This window comes from Alteromonas sp. LOR, assembly GCF_000753865.1.
GTDB lineage: Bacteria > Pseudomonadota > Gammaproteobacteria > Enterobacterales > Alteromonadaceae > Alteromonas.
Window position 1 is genome coordinate 169,835 of the sequence record NZ_JQFW01000002.1, and the last position, 26,291, is coordinate 196,125.

Below are 26,291 nucleotides of genomic sequence, written 5' to 3' on the forward strand. Positions count from 1 at the left end.
GCTATCTTTTTACTTGCCTAAAATTCTAGCAAGTTCATCGTCAGCAGATGTTTTTCCGCCCTTGATGCCTGCATCAGCCAGTCGTTTTTCAAGATCGCTACTCGATTCTTCACCCGCTAGCTCTTCGGCGGCTTGAAGCTCAGCATTACGCATTTTTTGCTTATCTTGAATACGGGACAGTGATTCTGTGGCCGTTTTCATTTTGCTGTTTGCGCCCATGTGTCGTGATGACACTGCAACTTGTGCTTTTTGCACGCTTTCTGTGGCTTTCACCATATCAACCTGCTGCTCAAGGCGGCGAAGGTTGGCTTTAGCTTGCTGAATGTTTTGCGCTAACTGCTTTTCCGATTGCTTGAACTGGTCGAGGTATGACTGCTCTTGCGCTCGCTCTTCATTTAGCTCAGACACCTTTTGTGCACAGTCGAGGGCAAGTTGACGATCATTATCTACTGCTTTTCTAGCATGTGCTTCATATTCTGCGATGGATGAATCAAAGCTTTCTACTTTTTGCTGCGACAGCTTACATTTTGCAAGAATCTGAGTACGTGCGTGGTCAGATTTGCGTAACTCTTCTTTCGCTTCTCTAATTTCCTGCTCCAGAATTCGGATGGCCTGACTGTCGGCCACTGACTGCGCTGCTTCGGTAGCGCCACCCTTTACTGCGGTAATTAACTTTTTCCACACTGACATTTGCTTCTCCTTCGAAGTAAATTTTAGTTAAGGTGCATTTCGTAAGCATCTAAGAAAGATGCAACGTTCTGAAACAAGGTTTCAACTTCAATAACAATACTCTCGCCTTTAGACTGCGCACTTAGCGCACCAAATGCGGTGTAGTACTCATCACCACCAATGGTTGATATTCCAACGGTTGTGAGTGGAAACACCATGTGAGAAGACAGTATTTCATGGTCTAACGCGTGCTTGTCTTTCACTTCTGAAGCAGCAAACAAGAGGCTTTCTACTAAAATTTGCTCACCACTGATTGCTAGCCAGGCATCGATGCCATCTTGATTAGCAATGAGTAAGCAATTTTCCTCTCGTGTTACCACAAAGTCATCAACCTCTTTTAGTAAGGCTTCGATGCTTTCCAGTTCCCAACTCATAGTGTTCTCCTTAAATTATTGAAGCGATAATGTCGTAAATGAAAAAGGTGCCGTTACCTTCGGCATTGCTACTGTAACCAGTATTTTTCATCTTCGCCAACATCTAGACTTGAAGTGTATATCCATTGTGCCATAATCGTCAATAACAAATATGCTTCTTAAGTGTAAAAAAGTGTGTTTTTGTAAATCATACGTCACAAAAGAGTCTTTTTTAGTGATGCTTTTAGTGAGGAATTTAAGGGTTGTGGAGGCAGGTGTTGAACAAAGAATTAAGTGCTAAAAATGCATGGAGACAAACCGTAGCGCGGGTGATTAAGTCAGAAATGTCTGTGCGAGGCGTGAAATATCAAGACTTAAGCCAGCGGCTCGCTGCAATTGATATCGAGCAGAGTGCTGATAATTTAAGAAATAAGGTGAATAAAGGTATTATGGGGGCTGATTTAATGCTGCAAGTTCTTTATGTGCTTAAAGCTCGGCCTCTAGACGCCGCTGTGCTAGAAGAGATCTTAACTGACCTTCAGCCATGATCTTGGTATGATAATAGAAATAGCAGGAACAATAGCAAGTACAAATAAACGAGCAGTAAATTGAGAGTCAAAGGCTAATGTGACGGTCAATACGCCGACTGACATAAAAGCAGCAGGCAAAAAAATACCCAGCACGTTGCCGGGTATCAAAGATAAAGAATTGTCAGGGAGAACATCATCACTATCTGGACTACATCTTAACCGATTAAGCTGGTTTGTACTAATTTTAATCAGCTGTAAGTGGTATGAAATTTCATAACGGATTATATGACATCATACCTACGCGAAGACGTTTATAGTTTTTAACTGTTTTTAACGTGTTTCTCGTTATTTAATTGCCCTTATTTTAATGGCTTATTATTGTGCTTACTGTGGTTATTGTCACGACTGCTTGTAATCACTGCTTGAAATGACTGCACTGTGCAACTTAAAATTAACTAAGTAAGAAGAGTATCTCACCACGTTATGAAACTTTCTGATTTTAGCTTCGAGCTCCCTGAAAAACTTATCGCGAAATATCCTACTGAGCAGCGTGCTGCTAGCCGCCTTTTGCGTTTAGATGGAAAAACGGGAACCGTTACCCACTCAATGTTCGCTGATATGCTATCTCTTATTGAACCTGGCGATCTGCTTGTATTTAATGACACACGAGTTATCCCAGCCAGATTGCTCGGGAAGAAAGAAACGGGTGGGCAAGTAGAAGTGCTTATCGAACGCATTACCGCAGACAACACCGCCCTTGCTCACGTGAGAGCGAGCAAAGCGCCTAAACCAGGCACAAAGCTTGTTTTAGAAGACTGCGTTAATGTGACCGTGACGGGCCGTGATGATGCTTTATTTATTTTGCAATTCAACCACGATGAAACCGTGTTGCAGCTATTAGAAGCTCACGGGCACATGCCATTGCCGCCCTACATAGACAGACCTGATGAAAACTCAGACAAAGAACGCTATCAAACGGTATACAACGACAAGCCAGGTGCGGTAGCAGCGCCAACCGCTGGTTTACACTTTGACGAACACATTCTCAACGCGCTAAAAGAGAAGGGCGTTAACTTGGCCTTTGTCACTTTGCATGTGGGGGCGGGAACGTTTCAACCAGTGCGAGTAGATAATATTACCGAGCACAAAATGCATGCCGAATATGCTGAGGTACCACAAAACGTGGTGGATGCTGTACTGCAGACTAAGGCAGCCGGTAAGCGAGTTATTGCCGTAGGTACCACCTCGGTGCGCTCTTTAGAGTCGGCGGCGAAATTCAGTACTTCGCGGAGCGATGGTGATGTCATTGGCACTTTTTACGATGACACTGAAATCTTTATTTATCCGGGGTTCGAGTTCAAAGTAGTGGATGCGATGTTTACTAATTTCCACTTACCAGAATCTACCTTGATGATGCTTATTAGTGCGTTTGCTTCTAAAGAGTATGTGATGGATGCATACCAAGAGGCCATTGATAAGGAATATCGATTCTTCAGCTATGGCGATTCCATGTTTATCGAAAGAAGCTAGTTCGGAGTTTTTGTAATAGCTTCTTAGAATAGCCTCTTGGAATGGCTTCTCGGATAGATTCTCTGGAAAGCGCTTTTAAATAGCGCTTTCCTTAGCTTCCTAAATAGCTATCTAAACAACTCCCTAGATAACTCCCTCAATTTTTCTTCAAACGACTATTCTCAAACATCTATTCTCAAATGCCGTTCATTCTTAATTACCCTCTTTTACGGCCAGATATTCGTTCACTTCAATAGAAACATAGATACAGGGAATGATCTCGCGTAAATTACTGGTATAATCCCGCCCCATGATTTCAAACCCAGTTTTATACCCAGCGCACGTTTTTTATCAGGCGCACGTTATAGACCGATTATATCAAAAGCACTTTTATACTTAACGCGAAGAGTGCGCAAAGATGGGAAAGTTCTTACATGCAATTTGAGTTATTAAAAACAGAGGGTCGCGCTAGGCGCGGGCGTCTTGTATTTGAGCGCGGTGTTGTCGAAACGCCAGCGTTTATGCCGGTAGGTACCTACGGCACGGTAAAAGGAATGACCCCGGAAGAACTGAAAGAAAGTGGGGCACATATCTGTTTGGGTAATACCTTTCATTTAATGCTTCGCCCGGGCACGGGTGTTATTCGCCAGCATGGTGACCTGCACGACTTTATGAACTGGGATAAGCCTATTCTTACCGATTCAGGCGGTTTTCAGGTATTCAGCCTTGGCGACCTGCGTAAGATCACCGAAGAGGGCGTCACGTTCCGCTCGCCAATTAACGGCGAAAAGATCTTACTCACACCTGAAAAGTCGATGGAGGTTCAGCGAGACCTGGGCTCTGATATTGTGATGATTTTCGACGAATGTACGCCTTACCCAGCCACCGAGCAGGAAGCGCGAGTGTCTATGGAAATGTCACTTCGCTGGGCCGAGCGAAGCAAAGAGGCTCATGGTGACAACCCTGCTGCATTGTTCGGTATTATTCAAGGCGGCATGTATGAGGGTCTTCGTGACGTCTCTCTTGCTGGGTTAGAAGCGATTGGTTTTGACGGTTATGCCATTGGTGGGTTATCAGTTGGCGAGCCTAAAGAAGACATGATCCGCATTATCGATCACACAGCGCCCAAGATTCCCGAAGACAAGCCTCGCTACTTAATGGGCGTAGGTAAGCCAGAGGACTTAGTGGAAGCGGTTCGTCGCGGCATCGACATGTTCGACTGTGTTATGCCAACCCGTAATGCGCGCAATGGTCATTTGTTTGTGGGCGAGGGGGTTATTAAGATCCGAAACGCTAAACATCGCAACGATACATCACCATTAGATGAAAATTGTGACTGTTACACTTGTAAAAATTATTCTCGCTCTTATTTACATCACTTAGATAAGTGTAATGAGATACTTGGCGCACGATTGAATACTATTCATAACTTGCGTCACTACCAACGTGTCATGCAAGGTATGCGCGATGCTATTGAAGCAGGCACAATGGACGAGTTTGTACATAATTTCTATGAACAAAGAGGGTTGCCGGTACCGGCACTCTAACAACGAAATAATAACGAAAATATTTGAATAACGAGAATACTTGGGGAATTTTATGAGTCTATTTATCTCAAACGCGTACGCACAATCAGCTGGTGGTGCTTCACAAGGTGGCGGCATGGAAATGATAATCATGCTGGCAGTGTTTGGTCTTATCTTTTATTTCTTGCTTTATCGCCCACAAGCGAAGCGTGTTAAAGAGCATAAGAACTTAGTATCGTCACTTGGCAAAGGTGATGAAGTGCTAACCCAAGGTGGTTTAGTAGGGAAAATCACAAAAGTGTCTGACGATAAAGATTTTATTGAAATGGCACTTAACGAAGCAAGCAACATAGTTGTGCAGAAGTCTTCAGTTACTGCTGTGTTGCCAAAAGGCACAATGAAGTCGCTGTAAGTAAAAAACGCCGGAGCCGAGACGCTTCTCGGCATCGGCACGAAAGGATTATCCAGTGCTAAACAAAAATTCAATATGGAAAGTATTAAGTGCGCTCTTTGTGGTTGCAATGTGTGCACTTTATGCCCTTCCCAATATTTACGGTGAAGATCACGCCGTACAAATTTCAGCAGGCCGCGATGCGGTTGTTACCCAATCAATGGTAGAGCAAGTTGAGTCTGCACTAGCTGAAAAATCAATTACGCCTAAGCGCATTGAATTCGAAAATGAGCAAATACTTGTTCGCGTTTCAGATTCTGATACCCAGCTTGTTGCTCGTGAAACCCTAGAGAGGCTGCTTGGCGACGACTACTTTGTCGCGATGAACCTAGCGCCTGATACCCCTGAGTGGCTAGAGAGTTTAGGCGGAACGCCAATGAAGCTTGGTCTAGATCTTCGCGGTGGGGTCCACTTCCTTATGGAAGTTGATATGTCTGAGGTGATCACTAAATCGTTAGAAGACGCGGAAAGCGGATTCAGAACATCCCTTCGCGGTGAAGACATTCGCTATCGCGGCGTTAAGCAAGTTGGTAATCATATCGATATTACTTTTCGCGACGAAGACGCGCTTGATAAAGCGAAATTTTTCCTGCGTAACCAAAGCCGTGACTTAACGTTTAACGACGTTGATGATCTTACGTTGCGAGCGACGTTTGCCGAGAGTAAGCTACAAGAAATTCGCGACAATGCGGTTAAGCAAAACATTACCATAATCCGTAATCGTGTTAACCAACTTGGTGTGGCCGAGCCTCTTGTGCAAAAACAAGGCGCCGATCGTATTGTGGTTCAGCTTCCAGGTATTCAGGATACTGCACGAGCAAAAGAAATTTTGAACGCGACGGCTACGCTTGAATTCCGCATGCTAGATCAGAAAAACGACGTTCGCGACGCACTAAACGGCCGTGTACCGCCTGGTTCTCAAATTATTGAAGACCAGCAGGGTGTGCCACAGCTTTTGGAAAAGCGCATTATGCTTACAGGTAGCCACATCATCGATGCCAACAGCGGCGTTGACGAATACGGCTTGCCTAACGTCAATATTTCTCTTGATTCTGAAGGCGGCAACAAGATGTCACGCTCTACTCGTGGCAATATCGGCAAGCCGATGGCAACCGTCTTTATTGAGTACAAGGCAACCGGTGAGCGCACTAAAGAAGATAAGCTTATTTTTGAAAAAGAAGAGCAAGTTATCTCAGTGGCGACCATTCGTGCACAGCTTGGCAGCAAGTTCCAAATTACTGGGCTAGACTCGCCAAAAGAAGCCCGCGACCTTGCACTATTACTCCGCGCAGGTGCACTTATTGCACCTATTCAAATTGTTGAAGAGCGAACAGTAGGGCCAAGCTTGGGTAAAGAGAATATTGAACTGGGTACTCAAGCCATTGTTTACGGCTTACTTGCGGTGCTTGCCTTTATGCTGGTGTATTACAAGGCATTCGGTATTGTGGCTAATTTGGCGCTGGTGACTAACTTGGTCATGATTGTGGGCATTATGTCGATGATCCCAGGGGCAACACTAACCCTACCTGGTATGGCGGGTATTGTACTTACCGTTGGTATGGCGGTAGATGCGAACGTGCTTATTTTTGAACGTATTCGTGAAGAACTGCGCGATGGTCGAAGTCCGCAACAAGCTATACATCACGGTTACGACAGTGCATTCTCAACGATTTTGGATGCGAATATCACGACATTTATTGCGGGTCTTATTTTGTTCGCAGTAGGTACAGGTCCAATTAAAGGGTTCTCTATTACGCTTATGATTGGTATTGCCACTTCTATGTTTACCGCTATTTTAGTCACGCGCGTTATCGTTAACGCAGTGTGGGGTGGAAAACGTTTAGAGAAACTGGCGATTTAAGGAGCGTAACATGCAATTATTAAAACTATCCGATACCGTCAATTTCATGCGCCTTCGCATTCCCGCGATTGTGCTGTCTACTGTACTTATTTTGGGATCGTTTGTTTCTTTAGGCGTTAATAGCCTGAATTGGGGACTGGATTTCACCGGCGGTACGTTGATTGAAGTTGGCTATGAAGACAGTGCTAATTTAGAGTCAATTCGCGCTCAGTTAAATAACGCTGATTTTGAAGATGCCATTGTTCAAAACTTTGGCAGCAGCCAAGAAGTACTGATACGCATTGCACCTCGCGATGGTGTAAAAGCGGTCACTATTGGTAACCAAGTTGTTGCAGCGTTACGTGCTGACGGTACCACAGTTGACATGCGTCGTATTGAGTTTGTCGGGCCAAATGTTGGTGAAGAGCTAACAGAGCAGGGCGGTCTTGCCATGCTAGTAGCACTTATCTGTATTCTAATTTACGTGGCAATGCGTTTCGAGTGGCGTTTCGCCCTTGGCTCGGTATCGGCCTTGGCCCACGATGTTATTTTAACCTTAGGTTTGTTTTCAGTACTTCAAATTGAGTTTGATTTGACGGTACTTGCTGCGGTACTTGCGGTAATAGGTTATTCACTTAACGATACTATTGTTGTATCAGACCGTATTCGTGAAAATTTCCGTAAAATTCGCAAAGGCGAGCCAATTGATATCATCAATATATCGCTGACTCAAACCTTAAACCGTACGATAATTACCTCGTTAACCACCGTACTAGTACTTGTTGCCTTGTTCTACAAAGGTGGCGCACTAATACACGGTTTTGCCACAGCCCTTTTATTTGGTGTGATAGTAGGTACTTACTCATCGGTTTACATTGCAAGTTCTGTTGCTTTAGCGCTGGGTATCAGCAAAGAAGACCTCATGCCACCACAAGTGGAGAAAGAGGGCGCTGACCAAGAGCCGCTTTAGCCTTTCGCCGACTACTCAAAAGGAAGTCAGGAATAGGCTGAATAAAAAGTAGGTACAAAAGCAAAAACAAAAAAAGGTCGCTGTGTAAACAGCGACCTTTTTATTTATAAGGCACTTTAAAGTGGCCTACTTAAGTTTTCTTACTTAAGGTGCTTAACAAGGCCTTGAACGACTTTGCCGCTTCCAGCAACGATTTCGCCTTTGTGCAAAGGATCGTTACCGCCTTTAAAGTCTGTTACCAAACCGCCTGCTTCACGAACAATTAGCTCGCCCGCTGCAATATCCCAAGACTTAACACCGCGCTCGTAATAACCGTCGTGACGGCCAGCAGCAACGTATGCTAGGTCAAGTGCAGCACTTCCTGCGCGACGTAAGTCACCTACTTCGTGGAAAATTTTGTTAAGGCTAAGGGCATATTCGCCAAACTGTGATTTGTTTTTAAACGGCAGACCAGTAGCAATAATGGTTTCGCTTAAATCACGAGGCTTTGATGCACGAATACGGTAACCATTAAGCTGAGCGCCTTGTCCGCGACTGGCTGTGAATAGCTCACTGCGGATTGGGTCAAATACAACGCCTTGCTCTAGACGGCCTTTATGAAGAAGTGCGATAGAAACAGCAAAATGAGGGATGCCTTTCACAAAATTGGCGGTGCCATCTAGCGGGTCGATAATCCACTGATAATCAGTGTCCGAGCCTAGTATCTCTCCTGACTCTTCGCCTAAAAAGCAATGATCTGGGTATGACTGCTGAATTTTATAGATAACCGCTTGCTCTGCGTCTTTGTCAACTTGAGTAACGAAGTCGTTCAACCCCTTCGACTCTGTTGCAATTTCATTATGTTTTTCAAAACCACGAACAATAACTGTTCCAGCCGCACGCGCAGCACGCACTGCAATATTCAGCATAGGATGCATAGATAAACCACCAATTGTAAAAGACCAATGAATTACGCAAGTTGTAGAATGTTCAAGTTGTATAATGTTGTTGTAAACAGCATTAAAACTGTACAAAAAATAGCTTGCCTAACTCGAAAACGGGCGGAGTCTAACAGAATCAATGAACGATGCAAATGAATTTGCTTTGCAGGTCTTCTTTGATCACTTAATTTAGGTGCTACCTATGTGCTGCCACACGGTACAAATTACACCTAGTACTCACTAATTCGAATGCCGCAAATTATTGAGTTAAAAGCAAGTGAGTCAAAAGTAAGCCAATAGCCATCTATACCGCTGCTGTGCTACACTTTGCGCTAATTGAAGACGTCCCTGCCTTTCTCTTAAAGCAGGCTGTTTGTTGCTGCTAAGGTTGCTAGAACTGGGTGTTACTAACCTAGTTATTGAGAGCTTTGCTTGTAAGAGCACAGTATGTAAGAGCATATGAACGTCGCCTTCTAAGGCACCGCTTTTTAAGCGCTAGCCGTAATAAGACAAAACAACTCACTATTCAGTAAATAGGTATCGCAAGCATGCTTGAAAATATTCGCATTATTTTGGTTAACACCTCTCACACAGGAAATATAGGCTCTACTGCACGCGCCATGAAAACAATGGGGTTGAGTAGCTTATATTTAGTTGACCCAGTGAATGAACCTGATGGTCAAGCAAGCGCATTAGCAGCGGGTGCAGGCGACGTGCTAGCCAATGCGAAAATTGTCAACACCCTTGAAGAAGCAGTAAAAGACTGTGGACTTGTTGTTGGCACCTCTGCACGCTCTCGCACTCACTCATGGCCAATGCTAGGACCACGAGACTGTGGTGAAAAGTTGGTACAAGAAGTCAGTAAATACCCCGTCGCATTGGTGTTTGGCCGAGAGAACAGCGGGCTTTCCAATGAAGAACTGCAGCAGTGTCATTTTCATATGTGTATTCCTGCAAACCCTGAGTACAGTTCACTAAACCTAGCAGCGGCGGTGCAGACTCTGTGTTATGAAATTCGTATGGCGTACTTGAATAGAGAAACTTACCCTGAAGTTGAAGAGGTATATCCTCTTAACGAAGACTTAGAGCGCTTTTATGTACACCTTGAGTCTACACTGGAAAAAACCTCTTTTATCCGTAAGAGCCACCCTGGGGTGGTTATGACTAAGTTACGCAGATTATTCAATCGCTCTCGTCCTGAATCACAGGAGCTTAATATTTTGCGCGGTATTTTAGCGTCAATTGATAAATCGGTTAAAGCAACTGATGAAGATGCTAGCCAAGCGTCCTCATTAGAAACGACAGATGAAGCAGCAGCTCAAACGACGAGTCAGGGTCGTAATTGATCAGAGAAATAATTAATCAGAACAGTAATGAGTAAAGCATGTTTAGCCGAATAAAAGACGACATTCAAGGCGTATTTCATCGCGACCCGGCGGCGCGCAATACCTTCGAAGTATTGACCAATTATCCTGGCCTGCATGCCGTGTGGTTGCACAGAATTAGTCACAAATTATGGAAAGCCGAGTGGAAATGGCTGGCTCGCACTTTGTCTACATTTAATCGATGGTTAACGGGTATTGAAATACATCCAGGTGCTACCTTAGGGCGACGAGTATTTATCGACCACGGTATGGGAGTGGTTATTGGTGAGACCGCTGAAATTGGTGACGACGTTACGCTTTACCATGGTGTGACGTTAGGCGGCACCAGTTGGAAAGCCGGAAAGCGTCACCCAACCCTTAAAAACGGCGCAGTGGTAGGTGCTGGTGCAAAGGTACTTGGGCCCATTACCATTGGCGAAAATGGCAAAGTGGGCTCAAATTCTGTTGTCGTGAAAGATATCCCCGACGGCGCTACGGCAGTGGGTATTCCAGGTAGAATTATTGTTACCAAGCAAAAAGATGCCAGTGCTTCTTTAAACCCTCAGCGAGATAAAATTGCACAGAAATACGGCTTCGACGCCTATGCCGTAGCGCCAGATAACCCTGATCCCGTAGCCAATGCCATGGGCATTATGCTTGAGCATATGCATCAGATGGACACAAAAGTAGAAGAGATGTGTAAGGTTATTCAGTCTCTTGGAGGCGATGTGTGTACAGAAAACCTTCATAATATTAGCGCAGAAGATTTTGCTGATACTGGCTTTGAGTTAAATGAAGCTCAACAAGATAGCAGTACCCATAAGTCATTCGATCCAGCGATTTGATGCGCCTTTCTATTTATGGAAAATGAAGTACTGCAGTACTCTCTCTTACATAAGCTTTATTACATTATCGCTCTCAAATTAAAAAGGGGCTGCAATCTTCGAATAGCGCGTTTATCAAACGGTTAAATAAAGCCGAAATAATACCTGACTAAATTACTAGGTCTTATACTTGACCATTTTAGTCGGGTATGTGAAAATTCCGCTATACATATAAAGGCGGGAGACAATAATGAAACTTACCTCTAAAGGTCGCTATGCGGTAACCGCAATGCTTGACGTTGCATTACATTCAAAGCGTGGCCCCGTTCCCCTTGCCGATATATCTGAAAGACAAGAAATATCGCTATCTTACTTAGAGCAGCTATTCTCCCGATTGCGCAAAGAGCAGTTGGTAGATAGTGTGCGTGGTCCAGGCGGTGGTTATTTACTTGGCCGCAGCGCTAATGAGATTGCCATCGGCGAGGTGATATCAGCGGTTGATGAATCAATCGATGCCACACGTTGCCAAGGTCAGGCTGACTGTCAGGGCGGCGATCGCTGTCTAACGCATAGTTTATGGCAGGATTTAAGCGATCGTATCTCAAGCTTTTTACACTCTATTACTCTTGGCGAGTTAATGGAAAAGCATGATGTTCGCGAGGTGGCGGGGCGCCAAGACAACAATACTGCACTTCGCAATATAGCTAACGATATTGAAGTAAGCATTAGGCTTTAAAAAAGGCATTGATGACTATGACGCTATCTACTCCTATTTATTTAGATTACGCCGCCACAACTCCCGTAGACCCGCGAGTTGCCCAAGTTATGGCGAAATGCCTAACTCTTGACGGTAATTTTGGCAATCCTGCATCAAGAAGTTATCGCTTTGGTTGGATGGCAGAGGAAGCCGTTGATATCGCCCGTAATCAGGTTAGCGATGCGCTTAATTGTGACCCAAGGGAAATTGTATTTACCTCCGGTGCTACCGAGTCGAATAATTTAGCGATAAAAGGCGTCGCCGATGGGTATGCATCGAAAGGCAAGCACATCATTACCGTTAATACTGAGCACAAAGCAGTGCTTGATACCTGTGAGTATTTGCAAGCACAGGGCGTTGACGTAACTTATCTGACGGTAGGCGCCGATGGCCTAGTTAACTTATCGGAGCTAGAGGGCGCAATTAGAGACGACACTATTTTAGTCTCTGTAATGCATGTAAACAACGAACTAGGTGTAACCCAAGACATCGAATCTATTGGAAAGCTTTGCCGTCAACATAGTGTGTTATTTCATGTGGATGGAGCGCAAAGTGTGGGTAAGGTTGCCATAAACCTCAATGAGCTTCCGGTAGACCTGTTGTCGATGTCGGCACACAAGTTTTACGGGCCTAAGGGAATGGGAGCACTCTACGTTCGCCGCCGTCCTAAGATTAATCTAGAAGCTCAAATTCATGGCGGTGGTCATGAGCGCGGTATGCGTTCGGGCACGCTGGCGACGCACCAAATTGTGGGTATGGGCGAGGCACTCGAATTGGCGTGTCAAGACATGGATGCCGAGAACGAGCGTATTAAAGCGCTCCGTATCGCTTTATGGAATGGGCTAAGCAAAATTGAGGGCGTATACCTAAACGGCCATGAAGAAAAGCGCATTGCAGGTATTTTAAATGTCAGCTTTGCCAATGTTGATGGCGAAAGTTTGATGATGGGGCTGAATGATATTGCTGTGTCATCTGGCTCAGCATGCACATCGGCAAGTTTAGAGCCTTCGTATGTGCTTAAAGCATTGGGGCGAAGTGATGAACTGGCTCATGCAGGAATTCGATTTAGTGTGGGACGATTTACGACCCAAGACGACATCGATTACGTAGTAAATAAAGTAACAGATGTAACAAACCGATTGCGGCAAGTGGCGTTAGCTTAAGATTTTTTAAAGCAAGTAGCGCAAAATACGTCGCTGAATATTTGAGTGGATTACTCAGGTATTATATAATACCGCACCAATTTTTAAGGCTGCCACCATTGTAAAATGCTTACTGCACGAGGTTTGTGCGGTGAATTAAGGGAAATTACCAAGACCGTGGGGTAATTTTCCAAGCCAAGGTGAATGGAAGGCTTAGGCAGCAAATGCAGGCAAACAAGCGAGACCCAAACATGAGTGAACAGATCGAACAGGCGTTAGAAAGAAAGTACGATGCTGGTTTTTATTCAGAGATCGAATCGGACACGTTTGAAAGCGGCCTAGATGAGTCGATTATTCGTCGCATTTCCGCAATGAAAAACGAGCCTGAGTGGATGCTCGAATGGCGTCTAAAGGCTTATCATGCGTGGCTTGAAATGGAAGAGCCTGATTGGGCCCATGTGGAATACCCAAAAATTGATTTCCAGGCAATTTCGTATTACTCGGCACCAAAGAGTATGGAAGACAAGCCTCAGTCGTTAGATGAAGTAGACCCAGAGCTACTGCGTACTTACGAAAAGTTAGGTATTCCGCTGCACGAACAAGAAATGTTAGCAGGCGTTGCGGTAGATGCAGTATTTGACTCTGTATCAGTGGTCACAACGTTCCGCTCTAAGCTAGAAGAAGCTGGTGTTATTTTCTGCCCAATTTCTGAGGCGATTCAAAAGTATCCAGACCTTGTTAAAAAGTACATTGGGTCAGTAGTGCCGCGTACGGATAATTATTTTTCTGCGCTAAACTGCGCCGTGTTCACTGACGGTTCATTTGTTTACATTCCAAAAGGCACTCGTTGCCCAATGGAGCTTTCCACCTATTTCCGTATTAATGAAATGAACACCGGTCAGTTTGAGCGTACGCTAATCATTGCCGATGAAGGCAGCCATGTGAGTTATCTTGAAGGCTGTACTGCGCCGCAGCGCGATGAGAATCAGCTGCATGCCGCGGTGGTCGAGCTAGTTGCAATGGACGACGCCACGATTAAATACTCCACTGTTCAAAACTGGTATCCAGGTGATGAGAACGGTAAAGGTGGTATTTACAACTTTGTGACCAAGCGCGGTATTGCACACACCAACGCTAAAATATCATGGACTCAGGTTGAAACTGGGTCAGCGGTAACGTGGAAGTATCCAAGCTGTATCCTTAAAGGCGACAACAGCGTAGGCGAATTCTACTCTGTAGCACTTACTCGTGGACGCCAGCAGGCCGACACAGGTACGAAGATGATTCATATGGGCAAAAATACGCGCTCAACCATCATCTCAAAAGGAATATCTGCAGGTAAAAGTAACAACGCTTATCGCGGTCTCGTGCAAATGGGACCTCGTGCAGACGGCGCGCGTAACTTTACCGAGTGTGACTCGCTGCTTATTGGCGATAAGTGTGGTGCACATACGTTCCCGTATATCGAAAGTCGCAACCCATCGGCAATAGTTGAGCACGAAGCGACAACATCGAAGGTAAGCGACGAACAATTATTTTTGTGTCGCCAACGAGGTTTAGACACAGAGAAGGCCGTTTCTATGATTGTTAACGGTTTTTGTAAAGAAGTATTCAAAGAGCTGCCAATGGAATTTGCCGTAGAAGCCGGCAAGCTGCTCGAAATTAGTCTTGAAGGTTCAGTGGGGTAATCAATGCTTAGTATAAAGAATTTACATGCCAGCGTAGAAGAGAAAAACATCATTAAAGGCCTTAACCTAGAAGTTAAGCCGGGTGAAGTACACGCTATCATGGGCCCCAATGGTGCCGGTAAAAGTACGTTAGGTTATGTCTTGTCAGGTCGTGATGGCTATGAAGTGAGCGAAGGCGACGTAACGCTTAATGGAAAAGATTTGCTAGACCTTGAAGTTGAAGAGCGTGCCCGTGAAGGCTTGTTCTTAGCGTTTCAATACCCAGTAGAAATTCCTGGTGTTAGCAACATGGAATTTATGAAAGAGTCTGTAAATGCCATGCGTGAAGAACGTGGTGAAGAAGCTCTGACAGCTGCTGAGTTTTTGAAAAAGGCTAAAGAAGCCTGCAAACAAGTGCAGCTGCCATTAGATTTTCTTAAGCGTGGTGTTAACGAAGGCTTCTCAGGTGGTGAGAAAAAGCGTAACGAAATTATGCAAATGATTTTGTTAGAGCCGTCACTGTGCATTCTTGATGAATCAGATTCAGGCCTTGACGTTGATGCTCTTCAAGTCGTTGCCAACGGCGTAAACAGTCAGCGCGACGGTAAGCGTAGCTTCATCGTAGTAACGCACTATCAGCGCTTACTTGATTACATCAAGCCAGATTTTGTGCACATTCTTGCCGACGGCAAAATTGTGAAAAGCGGTGATGCATCACTTGCTCACGAGGTAGAAAAAGAAGGTTACGCATTCCTAGGGAAAGCGTACGAGGAGGCAGAGGCATGAGTCAATGGCTACAACAGGTCATTGATGGGGCGCAATTCGACGATTATTTAGCGCCCGTGCGTCAGCAGGCCTTAACTCAATTAAAAGCCGATGGTTGGCCAGCTCGTAGAAACGAGAGCTGGCGTTTTACGCCGCTTACTTCTGTAGAAAAGCGCGAAGCGAAAACGACAACACAGGCCGACGTTCTGCCGGTACCCGCGATCGATAACCTAAATGCTATCGACTTGGTGTTTGTTGACGGCGTATTGATCACGCAAGTGAATACGCTAGATGTACCAAAAGGCATGAGAATCACGTCGCTTAAGCACGACGATAAGGCAACTCAGCAAGCAATATCGAGTATTTACGGGCAAATTAAGCCTACTCGACACATGTTTGGTTTAGTCAATGATGCATTGTGTGAACACGGTATTTTTATCAGCGTTGAAGAAAATGCCAAAATTGATACACCAGTGCGTATTGTTAACATGGCTACGCAAAACGTCGATGCACATACCCGTGTTGTTGTAAAAGTAGCAAAGGGTGCCAGCGCCACTGTGATTGAGCAAGGCGTGGGTGACACCGATAGTTTAACCACTGCTTTTGCTGAATACGACATTGCCGATGATGCCCATCTAGAGCACTACCGCTTTGCCATGTTTACGGCAGCGGCCAAGCAGCTTGGTGGAAGTCACTTCAAATTACACAATCGCTCTACTTTAAATTCTACTATGGTAGGTTATGGAAGTGATTTATCTCGCCTCGATGTGGATATTCATCATGCTGGTGAGTTTGCCGATGCCAAAATGAATGCCATTTATTTGTTGGCGGAAGGTGAGTTGTTCGACCTTCACTCAACCATTGAGCATGCAATGCCAAACGGTACCACGGAAGAAAATGCACGGGGTATTGTGGGTGATAAGGCTCGCGCTGTATTTAATGGCCGAATTCATATCCACCGCGATGCTCAAAAAACCTTGGCAGAGCTAAACAACCGCAATCTTTTGCTTTCTCGCCGCGGTGTGATTAATACCAAGCCTGAACTAGAGATTTATGCTGATGACGTTAAGTGTGCTCACGGTGCAACCGTAGCTGAAATTGACGAAGAAGCACTTTATTACCTGCTTACTCGCGGTGTACCGCGCAGCAAAGCATTGGTTATGCTTAATTTTGGGTTTATTCAGGAGTTGGTTAACGATGTGCCAAATAGCGCAATCCGCGAATGGTTACAGCCGTTACTCAGTGAACGTTTTTCCCAGATGGAGGTGAAATGAGCTTAGATGTTGCTGCACTTCGTGCCCAGTTTCCTATTCTTTCTAAAACGGTAGATGGGAAGCCGCTGGTATATTTAGATAACGCTGCGACAACGCAAAAGCCGCAGGCGGTGATTGACGCCATTGTCGATTTTTATACTGGCACAAATGCTAATGTCCATCGCGGTGCGCATCATTTGTCAGATGAGGCCACTCGTCGCTACGAAAACGCGAGAGCAAGTGTAGCAAGCTTTATCAATGCAAATGCCCGTGAAGAGGTTATCTGGACCGCAGGAACAACCGAAGCTATCAACATAGTGGCAAACGGTCTTGCTCAGCTTTTAGCTGAGGGTGACGAAGTCATGGTGACAGAGCTTGAGCATCACGCGAATTTAGTTACCTGGCAGCAAGCCTGTCGAAAAGCGGGTGCTACGCTCAATATTGTGCCCATATTCGAAAGTGGTGAACTTGACGTTGATGCGTTTGAAAAGCTGCTTTCAAGCAAAACTAAGCTAGTGGCATTTCCTCACGTATCAAATGCGTTAGGCACAGTGAACCCGATTAAAACGCTGACAGAAAAAGCGAAGCAGGTAGGCGCTTGGGTGCTTGTTGATGGCGCTCAGGGAATTGCTCATGGTGGTGTTGACGTTCAAGACATCGGCTGTGATTTTTATGTTTTTTCTGGTCACAAACTTTTCGGTCCTACAGGTATCGGTTGTTTGTGGGGTAAAAAAGAAATTTTAGAGTCTTGGCCAGTGTGGCAAGTAGGCGGTGAGATGATTAAAGACGTCACTTACCACGAGGCTACTTGGGGAGCACTGCCCAATAGACTTGAAGCAGGTACGCCAAATATTGCCGGTGCCATCGGAATGGGCGCTGCGGTTGAGTGGTTTAAGCAACTCGATATAGTCGCGTTACATGAACACGAGCATGCTCTTTTATCTTATGCGACAGAGCAAGCAGAAGCCCTCGACGGTATGAAAATAGTCGGCACCGCGCCGAATAAAATTGGCGTGTTAAGCTTTTTACTCGACGGTGCACACCCTGCAGATATTGGCTTTATTCTCGATAGGCAAGGTGTTGCAATTCGCACTGGCGACAATTGTGCGCAACCATTAATGAAGCGTTTTGGTATTCCTGGAACTGCCCGCGCCTCATTTTCAATTTATAACACGCTTGAAGAAGTGGACAGCCTTTTTGCTGCACTTAAAAAAGCTAAAATGATGTTGGCCTAAGGGGGCATTATGAGTGTTGAAACGTTTGTACCGAGTACACAACTCATCTCGCTAACAGACAGTGCCGTTAAGCATTTCGAAAGTAAGCTTAAAGAAAAGCCTGGTCAGTTAATTCGTCTATCAACACGAGTGAGCGGTTGTACTGGATATGCCTATGTGCTGGATTTTGCAGATAGCGCAAAAGACGATGATGAAATTATTGAGATCTCACCTATGCTAAACGTGGCTATTGCTGCTGATGCAACGGGACTGCTAAAAAACACTGAAATTGATTACGTGCAAGAAGGTGTTAACGGGGTGATTAAATACAATAACCCAAATGTAGTTGATGAGTGTGGTTGTGGCGAGAGCTTTAACGTAGGTTAATCTCCCAAGCACATATTCTCACAAGTACACAGTCTCACAAGAATACGATCTCACGTAAATACAATAGAGCACTAGCAGTTTATGAAGCAAAAAATGGTGGTAACTGAGCGAGAATGTAAAGCGCGTTTGGTACCGGCGGGGAATCCTGTTGTTATCCCCGAAGGCGAATTCGTCAGCATTACCCAAGAGTTAGGTGGCAATTATACCATTACTTGGAAAGGCAATATGTACCGTATCGACGGTACCGATGCTGGGGCCATTGGCCGTAAAGAAATGGTGCTTAGTTTTGACAAGCCTAGCGATGGAAACATAAGCAAACAGCAAGTGTGGGACGCGCTAGAAACCATTTTTGACCCAGAAATTCCTATTAATCTTGTTTCTCTCGGGCTTATTTACACCGTAAATATTCAACAAGAGAGTGGGGTTGTGGATATTGATATGACATTAACCGCACCTGGATGTGGCATGGGTCCGGTATTGGTTGGCGACGTAGAGTATCGCGTTGCTATGGTTCCTCATGTCAATGAAGTGAATGTTGAACTCGTATTCGATCCACCTTGGTCTCGTGAAATGATGAGTGAAGAAGCGCAGCTAGAAGCTGGCCTTTTCTTTTAAATTAAAAACAGGACAAACGATGAAGTTGCCTAGCAGTGAAGAAATTATTGATGACTTAGCGTTTTTCGATGATTGGGAACAGCGCTATCAATATATTATCGACTTAGGTAAGTCCATTCCTGGCTTACCAGAAAGTGAGAAGACACCAGAGCATTTGGTAAAAGGTTGCCAGAGTAGTGTGTGGTTGGTCGAATCTTTCGACAACGGGAAAATTACGTTCGATGTAGACAGCGACGCGGTCATTGTTCAAGGCCTTCTGGCGCTAGTGCTTGCTGCCTATAACAATAAATCGCCGAAAGACATCACACAGTTTGATGTGGACGGATACTTTGAAGCTTTAGATTTAGAGCGTCATATTACCCCCACCCGTGGTAACGGACTTCGAGCCATCGTAGGCAAAATACAAGATTTGGCTCGCGCGAACGTGTAGGCGGGCTTTTTTTAAAGACGAAATTAACCTTTTAGTATTTTGCTTATATGAATCTCGTTCTTGCAATTTATACTTTAAGTACAATGGTTTGGTAGCAAATTAGCAATGCGTTAATGTGCTCATGAGACATTGCAAAACGTTAAAGCTCAAGGTGACTGAGTCGCTTTACAAATAGTCACTAGTCATTGCGGTCATTATTGCCTATAATTCGCCGCCAAAATTGAAAACACACTTATTTGTTTGGAGAAAAAACATGGCTCTTGAGCGCACTTTTTCGATTATCAAGCCTGATGCGGTAGCAAAAAACGTAGTCGGCGCAATTTACAACCGTTTTGAATCTGCTGGTCTTCGCATCGTTGCTTCTAAAATGCTACACATGAGCAAAGAGCAAGCGGAAGGTTTCTACGCAGAACACAAAGAACGTCCTTTCTTTGGTGCTTTGGTAGATTTCATGACATCTGGTCCAGTTATGGTTCAGGTTCTTGAAGGCGAAAACGCTGTTCTAGCTAACCGTGAAATCATGGGTGCAACTAACCCAGCTGATGCTGCTGCTGGAACACTTCGTTCTGACTACGCTGCATCAATCGACGAAAATGCGGTTCACGGTTCTGATGCACCTGAATCTGCTGCTCGTGAAATTGCATACTTCTTTTCAGAAGAAGAAATTTGCCCACGTACTCGCTAAGTACGTAGTCAAATCGAAGTAGAGTTTTTCAAACTCTGAAACGAGGCTCCGGCCTCGTTTTTTTATATCTGAAGTGAGTGAAGGTAATGCGGACTGGTATTACTTTTTATGCGAAGGCATACATGGTAGAATTTGCACAAATTTTAAGCGCAAATGTTTAATGTAAACCCTTACTACAAAGGTTAGGTGAAGGTTTAGCAAAACGTGTACAAGCGGCTTAACCGCAACCTAGCGAAAGTTAGGAAGTAATACAGTAAAAAGCGTAAGCATCTATGTTTTATGTGCAGCACTAAAGACAGTCACACTTGTTCGCAAAAGTGTGACTGTCTTTAGTCGCTTCTCCAGTACAACATACAGTACTAGCACTCTTAATTAAGCAGTTCGAGGTAGTAATCCTCGCAAGGTAAAAGGGTCATTTTATTCATGGCAAAAACAAACTTATTAAATCTAAATCGCGAAGGCTTGCGCAATTTCTTCAAGGAAAAAGGAGAGAAACCATTTCGTGCTGATCAAGTAATGAAGTGGATTTATCAGCAGGGCGAAAGTGATTTTGAGAAAATGAGTAACCTCAATAAAAACCTTCGTGCCATGCTTATTGAAAATTGCGAGATAAAAGCGCCCGAAATTGCCTATTTTCAAGAGGCCAGCGACGGCACTATTAAGTTCGCACTCACACTTGAGGGCGGCCAAGAGGTAGAGTCTGTTTGGATCCCTGAGGAAGAGCGAGCCACGCTATGTGTATCTTCACAAGTAGGTTGTGCCCTTGAATGCACATTCTGCAGTACAGCCCAGCAAGGGTTTAACCGCAATCTTAGTGTGAGCGAGATTATTGGTCAGGTTTGGCGCGTAGCTACATTTTTAGGTCTTTCAAAAGATACTAGCCAACGTCCCATTACCAACGTGGTCATGATGGGAATGGGCGAGCCCTTACTCAACCTTAAAAATGTGGTTCCAGCCATGGACATCATGCTAGACGATTTTGGTTTTGGTTTGTCAAAACGTCGCGTCACATTGAGCACATCAGGTGTAGTGCCAGCGCTGGATATGCTGGGCGATCAGATTGACGTAGCGTTAGCCATTTCACTACACGCGCCGAATGATGAGTTGCGCAATGAGATTGTACCGGTAAACAAAAAATACAATATTGAAGCGTTTCTAGCTGGCGTACGTCGTTATTTGGCAAAGTCTAAGGCAAACCAGGGCAGAGTGACGGTTGAGTATGTTATGCTCTCTCACATTAACGACAGTACCGAGCAGGCACACGAGCTAGCTAAAGTACTGAAAGATACGCCAAGTAAAATTAACCTTATTCCATTTAATCCATATCCAGGTTCACCGTATACCTGTTCTAGTAATTCTAGAATAGATAGGTTTGCTAAAGTGCTAATGGAATATGGCTTTACAACAGTTGTTCGTAAAACTCGAGGCGATGATATTGATGCTGCATGTGGTCAATTAGTAGGCGACGTTGTTGATAGAACAAAAAGAATGTTAAAAAAACAGGTGAAGGGCGAAGCGATTTCAGTAAAAATGGCCCAATAATCATTAAGATATTAGGGTAAGACTATGCCAACTGGATTGCAAAAAGGATTAAAAAGCAGCATGCGCGCCGCGTTAGTGGGCGCATCGCTATTCATAGTGGGCTGTGTAAGCAGTAGCCAAACAGGCATTAACAGCGCTGATTTCGATCCTGAGGAAGCGGCTCGAACGCGCATGTCATTAGGTCTTACCTACCTTCAAAACAACAATTACACTCAAGCGAAGCGCAACCTTGATAAAGCCATAGAGTTTGATCCGCGCTCGGCCGATGTACAATATGCAATGGCCTATTACTACCAACTGGTAGGGGAAAATCAGCGTGCTGAGGAATACTATATTGCCGCACTGGATATTGAACCTAACAACGGTGATATCGCCAACAGCTTTGGCGCATTTAAATGCCAGAACAGTCAGTACGACGAAGCTAAAACATATTTTCTACGCGCTATCGATAATCGCTCGTATTCAAATGCTGCACAAACTTACGAAAATTTAGCCCTCTGCGCTCAATCACAAAATAATATCCAAGACGCCATTGCGTATTTTGAGAACGCGCTTAAGCATCAACCCGCTCGCGCGAAAACACTATTCTTGCTTACCGAGCTTTACGTCGCTACTGAGCAGTGGCAAAAGGCAAAATCTACCCTTCGTCGTTACGAACGGGTTGCCAAAGTATCACCTGACTCATTGTGGTTAGCATTTGATATTGCGAAGGGTCAGAAAGATGACGTCGCCGCAAAGGGTTATGGAGATATGTTACTGTCGTTATTTCCTAATAGTACGTTAGCGAAACGCTATTTAGCAGAGCGCTCAAATTTAAATGCGAAGGTAATTAAAACCGTTAAGACGGTGGTGAAAGATTCAAGAAATGGAAACAGTGTAAGTGCAAATCAGAGTGGCTCGATACTAAGACCAACCACAAGGCAAACCGTGTTAGTTGTGAATAGCGACGAGCCGTCAACTCAATCAGCGCCAGCCCCTGAATCTGATCCAGAGTCGAACTCTGATGAAAAGTCAAAAACAGTGGCCCAATCAGCCGCTTCAGAGCTTGGCGCTGACAAGATGAAAGCGGGCGAACCCGCGGCGCGAGATGCAGATAATGAAAATGTCGCTGCAAAGCCTGATTTATCCGACCAAACGAGTAAATTCCATGTAGTAAAAGAGGCGGAAAACTTATATCGTATTTCGTTGCTATACAATATTAGGATGTCTACGCTGCAAAAGTGGAATAACCTAGACAATACTGGCGCTATTATTGCTGGTCAGAAGCTTTGGTTAGTACCACCGAGTATGCAGGAGGAATAAAGGTTAATGGTGTCAGAAGAAAACGCGAGTCAAGAAGTCACATCGCAACAAGAAAAAAGTACGCCAAGTCCTGGGGCCTTATTAAAAGAGCGCAGAGAAGCGTTAGGTCTCTCACAACAAGAAATTGCCAGTAAGCTTTTCTTAAAAACATTTCAAATCAATGATTTAGAAAATGATGTTATTGATGAGAAGTCATCGGTTACGTTTACAAAAGGATACGTTCGAAATTACGCTAAGCAATTAGGGTTGCCTTCAGACGAGGTTATTGAAGCCTTTGAACAGTATCATAATCAATCTGAAGTACCGTCATCCGATAAGCTTCAAAGCTTTTCAAAACGTGTCGCAAAACAGACACATGATGACCGCTGGATGATGGTGACTTATATTATTCTGCTAATTATTATTGGTGGCGTGGTGTTGTGGTGGTATCAGCAGCCTGGAGACGACACCGCGACAGATTCATCATTAATCGAGTCGGTGAAAGAGGAAGCTATAGCGAAGGCACGTTCGCCAGAGCCTGAATCTTCAATCTCTGATGATGAAACCTCTATAGGCGCTGTATCGATGTCTGGCGATAATTCAACTCGAAATGCTCAAGACACTAGCAGTGCTCCTTCGTCAGCATTATCAAATTCTCCCTCTAACCTTACAAGTCGCGACGGTCTAGACAACGGTGCAATTTCAGCGCCGCCATCAGAAATTAACGACAGCAATAATCTCACGGCGCTTGTTAGCAGCATGACAGAAGAGGAAGACGCCGATTTAAGTTTAAATGAGACCGCTGCGCCTATATCCATGACCTTTACGTTCAGTGAAGATTGTTGGGTGAATATTGCGGATGCCACCGGAGAGGTTATCGCCACTGGCGTAAAGCAACAGGGACGGGTTATGGACATTCAAGGTATTCCTCCTGTTGCAGTTACACTAGGCGCACCTGATAATGTGCGCATATCAGTTAATGGCGAGCTAGCAGATATCTCATCGTTTCAAAATGGAAAAATAGCTCGCTTCACGCTTCCTTTATAGGTATTTAGATGTTTGCAGAAAGCCCTATTAAACGCAGAAAGTCCACACGTATTAATGTGGGAAATGTTCCTATAGGTGATGGCGCTCCCATTGCTGTTCAATCGATGACGAATACGCTCACTACAGATGTTGCTGCAACTGTTGCGCAGATAAACAGAATTGTGGCTGTAGGTGGCGATATTGTGCGTGTCTCCGTGCCAACCATGGATGCAGCCGAAGCGTTTAAAGAGATTAAGCGCCAAGTAAGCGTGCCCTTGGTGGCAGATATTCATTTTGATTATCGCATTGCTTTAAAAGTTGCCGAGTATGGCGTGGATTGTCTGCGTATTAATCCCGGTAATATAGGTAACATGGAGCGCGTACGCTCTGTAGTAGATTGCGCTAAAGACAACAATATCCCTATTCGAATTGGGGTTAACGGCGGATCGTTAGAAAAAGATTTACAAGAGAAGTACGGTGAGCCTACGCCAGAAGCGCTGGTTGAATCTGCCATGCGTCACGTGGACATTCTCGACAAACTCAATTTTGATCAATTTAAGATTAGCGTGAAAGCATCAGATGTCTTTTTGGCCGTTGGTGCCTATCGGCTGCTCGCGCAAAAAATTGATCAGCCATTGCACCTCGGTATTACAGAAGCCGGCGGACAGCGCGCAGGCGCGGTTAAAAGCGCTGTAGGGCTAGGAATGTTGCTCGCCGAGGGCATTGGCGACACCATACGCGTCTCTCTTGCTGCCGACCCTGTAGAAGAGATAAAAGTAGGCTTTGATATTCTTAAGTCTTTACGTATTCGCTCTCGCGGTATCAACTTTATTGCGTGTCCTAGCTGCTCTCGCCAAGAGTTTGATGTGATAGGCACAGTGAATGCGCTAGAGGAGCGTCTTGAAGATATCTTAACGCCTATGGACGTCTCTATTATCGGCTGTGTTGTTAACGGTCCTGGAGAAGCTGAAGTGTCAGATTTAGGGCTTACCGGCGCTCGTAACATGAGTGGTTTGTACGAAGATGGCAAGCGCGTAAAAGAGCGTTTAGCTAACGATGACCTCGTTGATAAGTTAGAAGCCAAAATTCGCGCGAAAGCTATGCGAATGAGCGAAGAAAACAAAATTCAGGTATCGGTAAAAGACTAAGCCTGCAACGTTGTTGTTTGTTCCCAAAGCCCCTATAATGCGGGGCTTTTCACTATTTAGCAGTATGAGAATTTCAAGTGGCTAAGACTATTCAGGCAATACGAGGCATGAATGACTGCCTACCGGAGATTTCCGGTACATGGCAAAAAGTAGAATCTGTACTTCGACAGGTTGTGGCGAATTACGGTTACCAAGAGATACGCACGCCCATTGTCGAGAGTACCGACCTCTTTAAACGCTCTATCGGTGAAGTAACTGATATTGTTGAAAAAGAGATGTACACGTTCGAAGACAGAAATGGCGATAGCTTAACGCTGCGTCCTGAAGGAACTGCCAGCTGCGTAAGAGCCGGAAATGAACATGGGCTGTTATATAACCAACAGCAACGTTTGTGGTACATGGGTCCAATGTTTCGCCATGAACGTCCACAAAAAGGTCGTTACCGTCAGTTTCATCAGTTTGGTGTAGAAACATACGGAATAGATGGGCCAGATATTGATCTAGAAGTTATTTTACTCAGCGCTCGTTTTTGGAAATCATTTGGGATCGAAAAGCACGTTACGCTGCAAATCAATACGCTAGGCTCTAATGAAGCTCGTGCTGCTTACCGCGACACGCTCGTTGAATTCTTAAAGGCTAGAGCGGATCAGCTGGATGAAGACTCACTTCGTAGATTGGAAACTAATCCACTGCGCGTTCTCGATAGCAAGAATCCAGACGTTCAAGCTGCCATCGCAGATGCTCCCTCTCTAATCGATCACTTAGACGAAGAGTCGAAAACACACTTTGAAACTCTTTGTGCACGATTAACCGAAGTTGGCATTGCCTATGAAGTGAATCCGCGATTAGTTCGAGGCTTAGATTATTACAATCGAACGGTGTTTGAGTGGGTAACAGACAGCTTAGGCGCACAAGGTACAATATGCGCCGGCGGCCGCTATGATGGTTTGGTAGAGCAACTTGGTGGTAAAGCGACTCCGGCGGTTGGTTTTGCAATGGGTATCGAACGTTTAGTGTTGTTGTTAACAACGCTGACCGATGAAGGCCAAGACGACAGTTTCGCTGATGTCTATGTGACCGCTATGGGTGATGATGCCCAGTCTTATGCTATTGAAGTTGCAGAGCACTTGAGAAATCAATTGCCTGATACGCGTATCATGATGCATTGTGGCGGCGGAAATTTTAAAAAACAATTAAAGCGCGCGGATAAAACCGGTGCTCGTCTAGCGCTACTTTTAGGTTCGGACGAAATGCAATCACGCAAAGTAGGCGTTAAGCCCCTTCGCGATGGTCAAGAGCAAGTTACAGTGAGTTTTGAAAGCCTTTCAGATACGGTTTTAAAACTGCTGAGCGAAAAATAAGA

Annotated in this window: 26 protein-coding genes; 23 read left to right on the forward strand and 3 right to left on the reverse strand. The window is 44.8% G+C overall.

Going from position 1 to position 26,291, the window contains the following annotated elements; genetic code table 11:
• Positions 1 to 9: 9 nt before the first annotated feature.
• Positions 10 to 690, reverse strand: coding sequence for a PspA/IM30 family protein (locus JV36_RS0101475; protein ID WP_032097125.1), 681 nt, complete (start codon positions 688 to 690; stop codon positions 10 to 12).
• A 23-nt stretch (positions 691 to 713) separates the two neighbouring features.
• Complete coding sequence (locus tag JV36_RS0101480; protein WP_032097124.1) at positions 714 to 1,103, reverse strand: DUF2170 family protein; 390 nt, start codon at positions 1,101 to 1,103, stop codon at positions 714 to 716.
• A gap of 257 nt (positions 1,104 to 1,360) precedes the next feature.
• On the opposite strand from JV36_RS0101480, the gene JV36_RS0101485 reads away from it, so the two are divergent.
• The 6 genes from JV36_RS0101485 (at position 1,361) to secF (ending at position 7,908) form a co-directional block, all read left to right on the forward strand.
• Complete coding sequence (locus JV36_RS0101485; RefSeq protein ID WP_268746526.1) at positions 1,361 to 1,630, forward strand: DUF6471 domain-containing protein; 270 nt, start codon at positions 1,361 to 1,363, stop codon at positions 1,628 to 1,630.
• Between the two features lie 465 nt (positions 1,631 to 2,095).
• Entirely contained in the window at positions 2,096 to 3,142 is a 1,047-nt protein-coding gene (gene queA / locus JV36_RS0101490) for a tRNA preQ1(34) S-adenosylmethionine ribosyltransferase-isomerase QueA (protein ID WP_032097122.1), read from the forward strand.
• A gap of 413 nt (positions 3,143 to 3,555) precedes the next feature.
• Entirely contained in the window at positions 3,556 to 4,668 is a 1,113-nt protein-coding gene (gene tgt, locus JV36_RS0101495; protein WP_032097121.1) for a tRNA guanosine(34) transglycosylase Tgt, read from the forward strand.
• Between the two features lie 52 nt (positions 4,669 to 4,720).
• Positions 4,721 to 5,059: a preprotein translocase subunit YajC gene (yajC, locus tag JV36_RS0101500; protein WP_032097120.1), complete on the forward strand. Its 339-nt coding sequence runs from the start codon at positions 4,721 to 4,723 to the stop codon at positions 5,057 to 5,059.
• 55 nt (positions 5,060 to 5,114) lie between these two features.
• Positions 5,115 to 6,959 carry a protein translocase subunit SecD gene (gene secD, locus JV36_RS0101505; RefSeq protein WP_032097119.1) on the forward strand — a complete coding sequence of 615 codons (1,845 nt, stop codon included), beginning with the start codon at positions 5,115 to 5,117 and terminating at the stop codon, positions 6,957 to 6,959.
• 10 nt (positions 6,960 to 6,969) lie between these two features.
• A complete protein-coding gene (gene secF, locus JV36_RS0101510; RefSeq protein WP_032097118.1) occupies positions 6,970 to 7,908 on the forward strand; it encodes a protein translocase subunit SecF in 939 nt (312 codons plus the stop codon).
• A gap of 140 nt (positions 7,909 to 8,048) precedes the next feature.
• On the opposite strand, the gene suhB is transcribed toward secF, so the two are convergent.
• A complete protein-coding gene (gene suhB, locus JV36_RS0101515; RefSeq protein WP_032097239.1) occupies positions 8,049 to 8,825 on the reverse strand; it encodes an inositol-1-monophosphatase in 777 nt (258 codons plus the stop codon).
• Between the two features lie 551 nt (positions 8,826 to 9,376).
• On the opposite strand from suhB, the gene trmJ reads away from it, so the two are divergent.
• The 17 genes from trmJ (at position 9,377) to hisS (ending at position 26,289) form a co-directional block, all read left to right on the forward strand.
• Positions 9,377 to 10,174, forward strand: coding sequence for a tRNA (cytosine(32)/uridine(32)-2'-O)-methyltransferase TrmJ (gene trmJ / locus JV36_RS0101520; RefSeq protein WP_052010285.1), 798 nt, complete (start codon positions 9,377 to 9,379; stop codon positions 10,172 to 10,174).
• Between the two features lie 38 nt (positions 10,175 to 10,212).
• Positions 10,213 to 11,037, forward strand: coding sequence for a serine O-acetyltransferase (gene cysE / locus JV36_RS0101525; RefSeq protein ID WP_032097117.1), 825 nt, complete (start codon positions 10,213 to 10,215; stop codon positions 11,035 to 11,037).
• A gap of 229 nt (positions 11,038 to 11,266) precedes the next feature.
• A complete protein-coding gene (gene iscR / locus JV36_RS0101530) occupies positions 11,267 to 11,752 on the forward strand; it encodes a Fe-S cluster assembly transcriptional regulator IscR (RefSeq protein WP_032097116.1) in 486 nt (161 codons plus the stop codon).
• A gap of 17 nt (positions 11,753 to 11,769) precedes the next feature.
• Entirely contained in the window at positions 11,770 to 12,936 is a 1,167-nt protein-coding gene (locus tag JV36_RS0101535; RefSeq protein WP_032097115.1) for an IscS subfamily cysteine desulfurase, read from the forward strand.
• Positions 12,937 to 13,166: 230 nt separating this feature from the next.
• On the forward strand, positions 13,167 to 14,603 hold the full coding sequence (gene sufB / locus JV36_RS0101540; RefSeq protein ID WP_032097237.1) for a Fe-S cluster assembly protein SufB: 1,437 nt from the start codon (positions 13,167 to 13,169) through the stop codon (positions 14,601 to 14,603).
• Between the two features lie 3 nt (positions 14,604 to 14,606).
• Positions 14,607 to 15,368: a Fe-S cluster assembly ATPase SufC gene (gene sufC, locus JV36_RS0101545; RefSeq protein ID WP_032097114.1), complete on the forward strand. Its 762-nt coding sequence runs from the start codon at positions 14,607 to 14,609 to the stop codon at positions 15,366 to 15,368.
• Positions 15,365 to 16,621, forward strand: coding sequence for a Fe-S cluster assembly protein SufD (gene sufD, locus JV36_RS0101550; protein WP_032097113.1), 1,257 nt, complete (start codon positions 15,365 to 15,367; stop codon positions 16,619 to 16,621). Before sufC ends, sufD begins: the two co-directional genes overlap by 4 nt.
• The gene (locus JV36_RS0101555; RefSeq protein WP_032097112.1) at positions 16,618 to 17,835 is read left to right on the forward strand and encodes an aminotransferase class V-fold PLP-dependent enzyme; all 1,218 of its coding nucleotides are present in this window, start codon (positions 16,618 to 16,620) and stop codon (positions 17,833 to 17,835) included. Before sufD ends, JV36_RS0101555 begins: the two co-directional genes overlap by 4 nt.
• 9 nt (positions 17,836 to 17,844) lie before the next feature.
• Positions 17,845 to 18,201 carry a HesB/IscA family protein gene (locus tag JV36_RS0101560; RefSeq protein WP_032097111.1) on the forward strand — a complete coding sequence of 119 codons (357 nt, stop codon included), beginning with the start codon at positions 17,845 to 17,847 and terminating at the stop codon, positions 18,199 to 18,201.
• Positions 18,202 to 18,282: 81 nt separating this feature from the next.
• Positions 18,283 to 18,816, forward strand: a complete 534-nt coding sequence (gene sufT, locus JV36_RS0101565) for a putative Fe-S cluster assembly protein SufT (RefSeq protein WP_032097110.1) — start codon at positions 18,283 to 18,285, stop codon at positions 18,814 to 18,816.
• 19 nt (positions 18,817 to 18,835) lie between these two features.
• A complete protein-coding gene (locus JV36_RS0101570) occupies positions 18,836 to 19,246 on the forward strand; it encodes a SufE family protein (RefSeq protein ID WP_032097109.1) in 411 nt (136 codons plus the stop codon).
• 253 nt (positions 19,247 to 19,499) lie between these two features.
• Positions 19,500 to 19,931, forward strand: a complete 432-nt coding sequence (gene ndk / locus JV36_RS0101575; RefSeq protein WP_032097108.1) for a nucleoside-diphosphate kinase — start codon at positions 19,500 to 19,502, stop codon at positions 19,929 to 19,931.
• 423 nt (positions 19,932 to 20,354) lie between these two features.
• Positions 20,355 to 21,473, forward strand: a complete 1,119-nt coding sequence (locus JV36_RS0101580; protein ID WP_032097107.1) for a bifunctional tRNA (adenosine(37)-C2)-methyltransferase TrmG/ribosomal RNA large subunit methyltransferase RlmN — start codon at positions 20,355 to 20,357, stop codon at positions 21,471 to 21,473.
• Between the two features lie 60 nt (positions 21,474 to 21,533).
• Positions 21,534 to 22,775: a type IV pilus biogenesis/stability protein PilW gene (pilW, locus tag JV36_RS0101585; RefSeq protein WP_032097236.1), complete on the forward strand. Its 1,242-nt coding sequence runs from the start codon at positions 21,534 to 21,536 to the stop codon at positions 22,773 to 22,775.
• Between the two features lie 6 nt (positions 22,776 to 22,781).
• Positions 22,782 to 23,801 (forward strand): RodZ domain-containing protein, encoded by a 1,020-nt coding sequence (locus JV36_RS0101590; RefSeq protein WP_032097106.1) that lies wholly within the window; start codon positions 22,782 to 22,784, stop codon positions 23,799 to 23,801.
• Positions 23,802 to 23,809: 8 nt separating this feature from the next.
• Positions 23,810 to 24,928, forward strand: a complete 1,119-nt coding sequence (ispG, locus tag JV36_RS0101595) for a flavodoxin-dependent (E)-4-hydroxy-3-methylbut-2-enyl-diphosphate synthase (protein WP_032097105.1) — start codon at positions 23,810 to 23,812, stop codon at positions 24,926 to 24,928.
• Positions 24,929 to 25,005: 77 nt separating this feature from the next.
• Positions 25,006 to 26,289 (forward strand): histidine--tRNA ligase, encoded by a 1,284-nt coding sequence (hisS, locus tag JV36_RS0101600; protein ID WP_081926484.1) that lies wholly within the window; start codon positions 25,006 to 25,008, stop codon positions 26,287 to 26,289.
• Positions 26,290 to 26,291 lie beyond the last annotated feature (2 nt).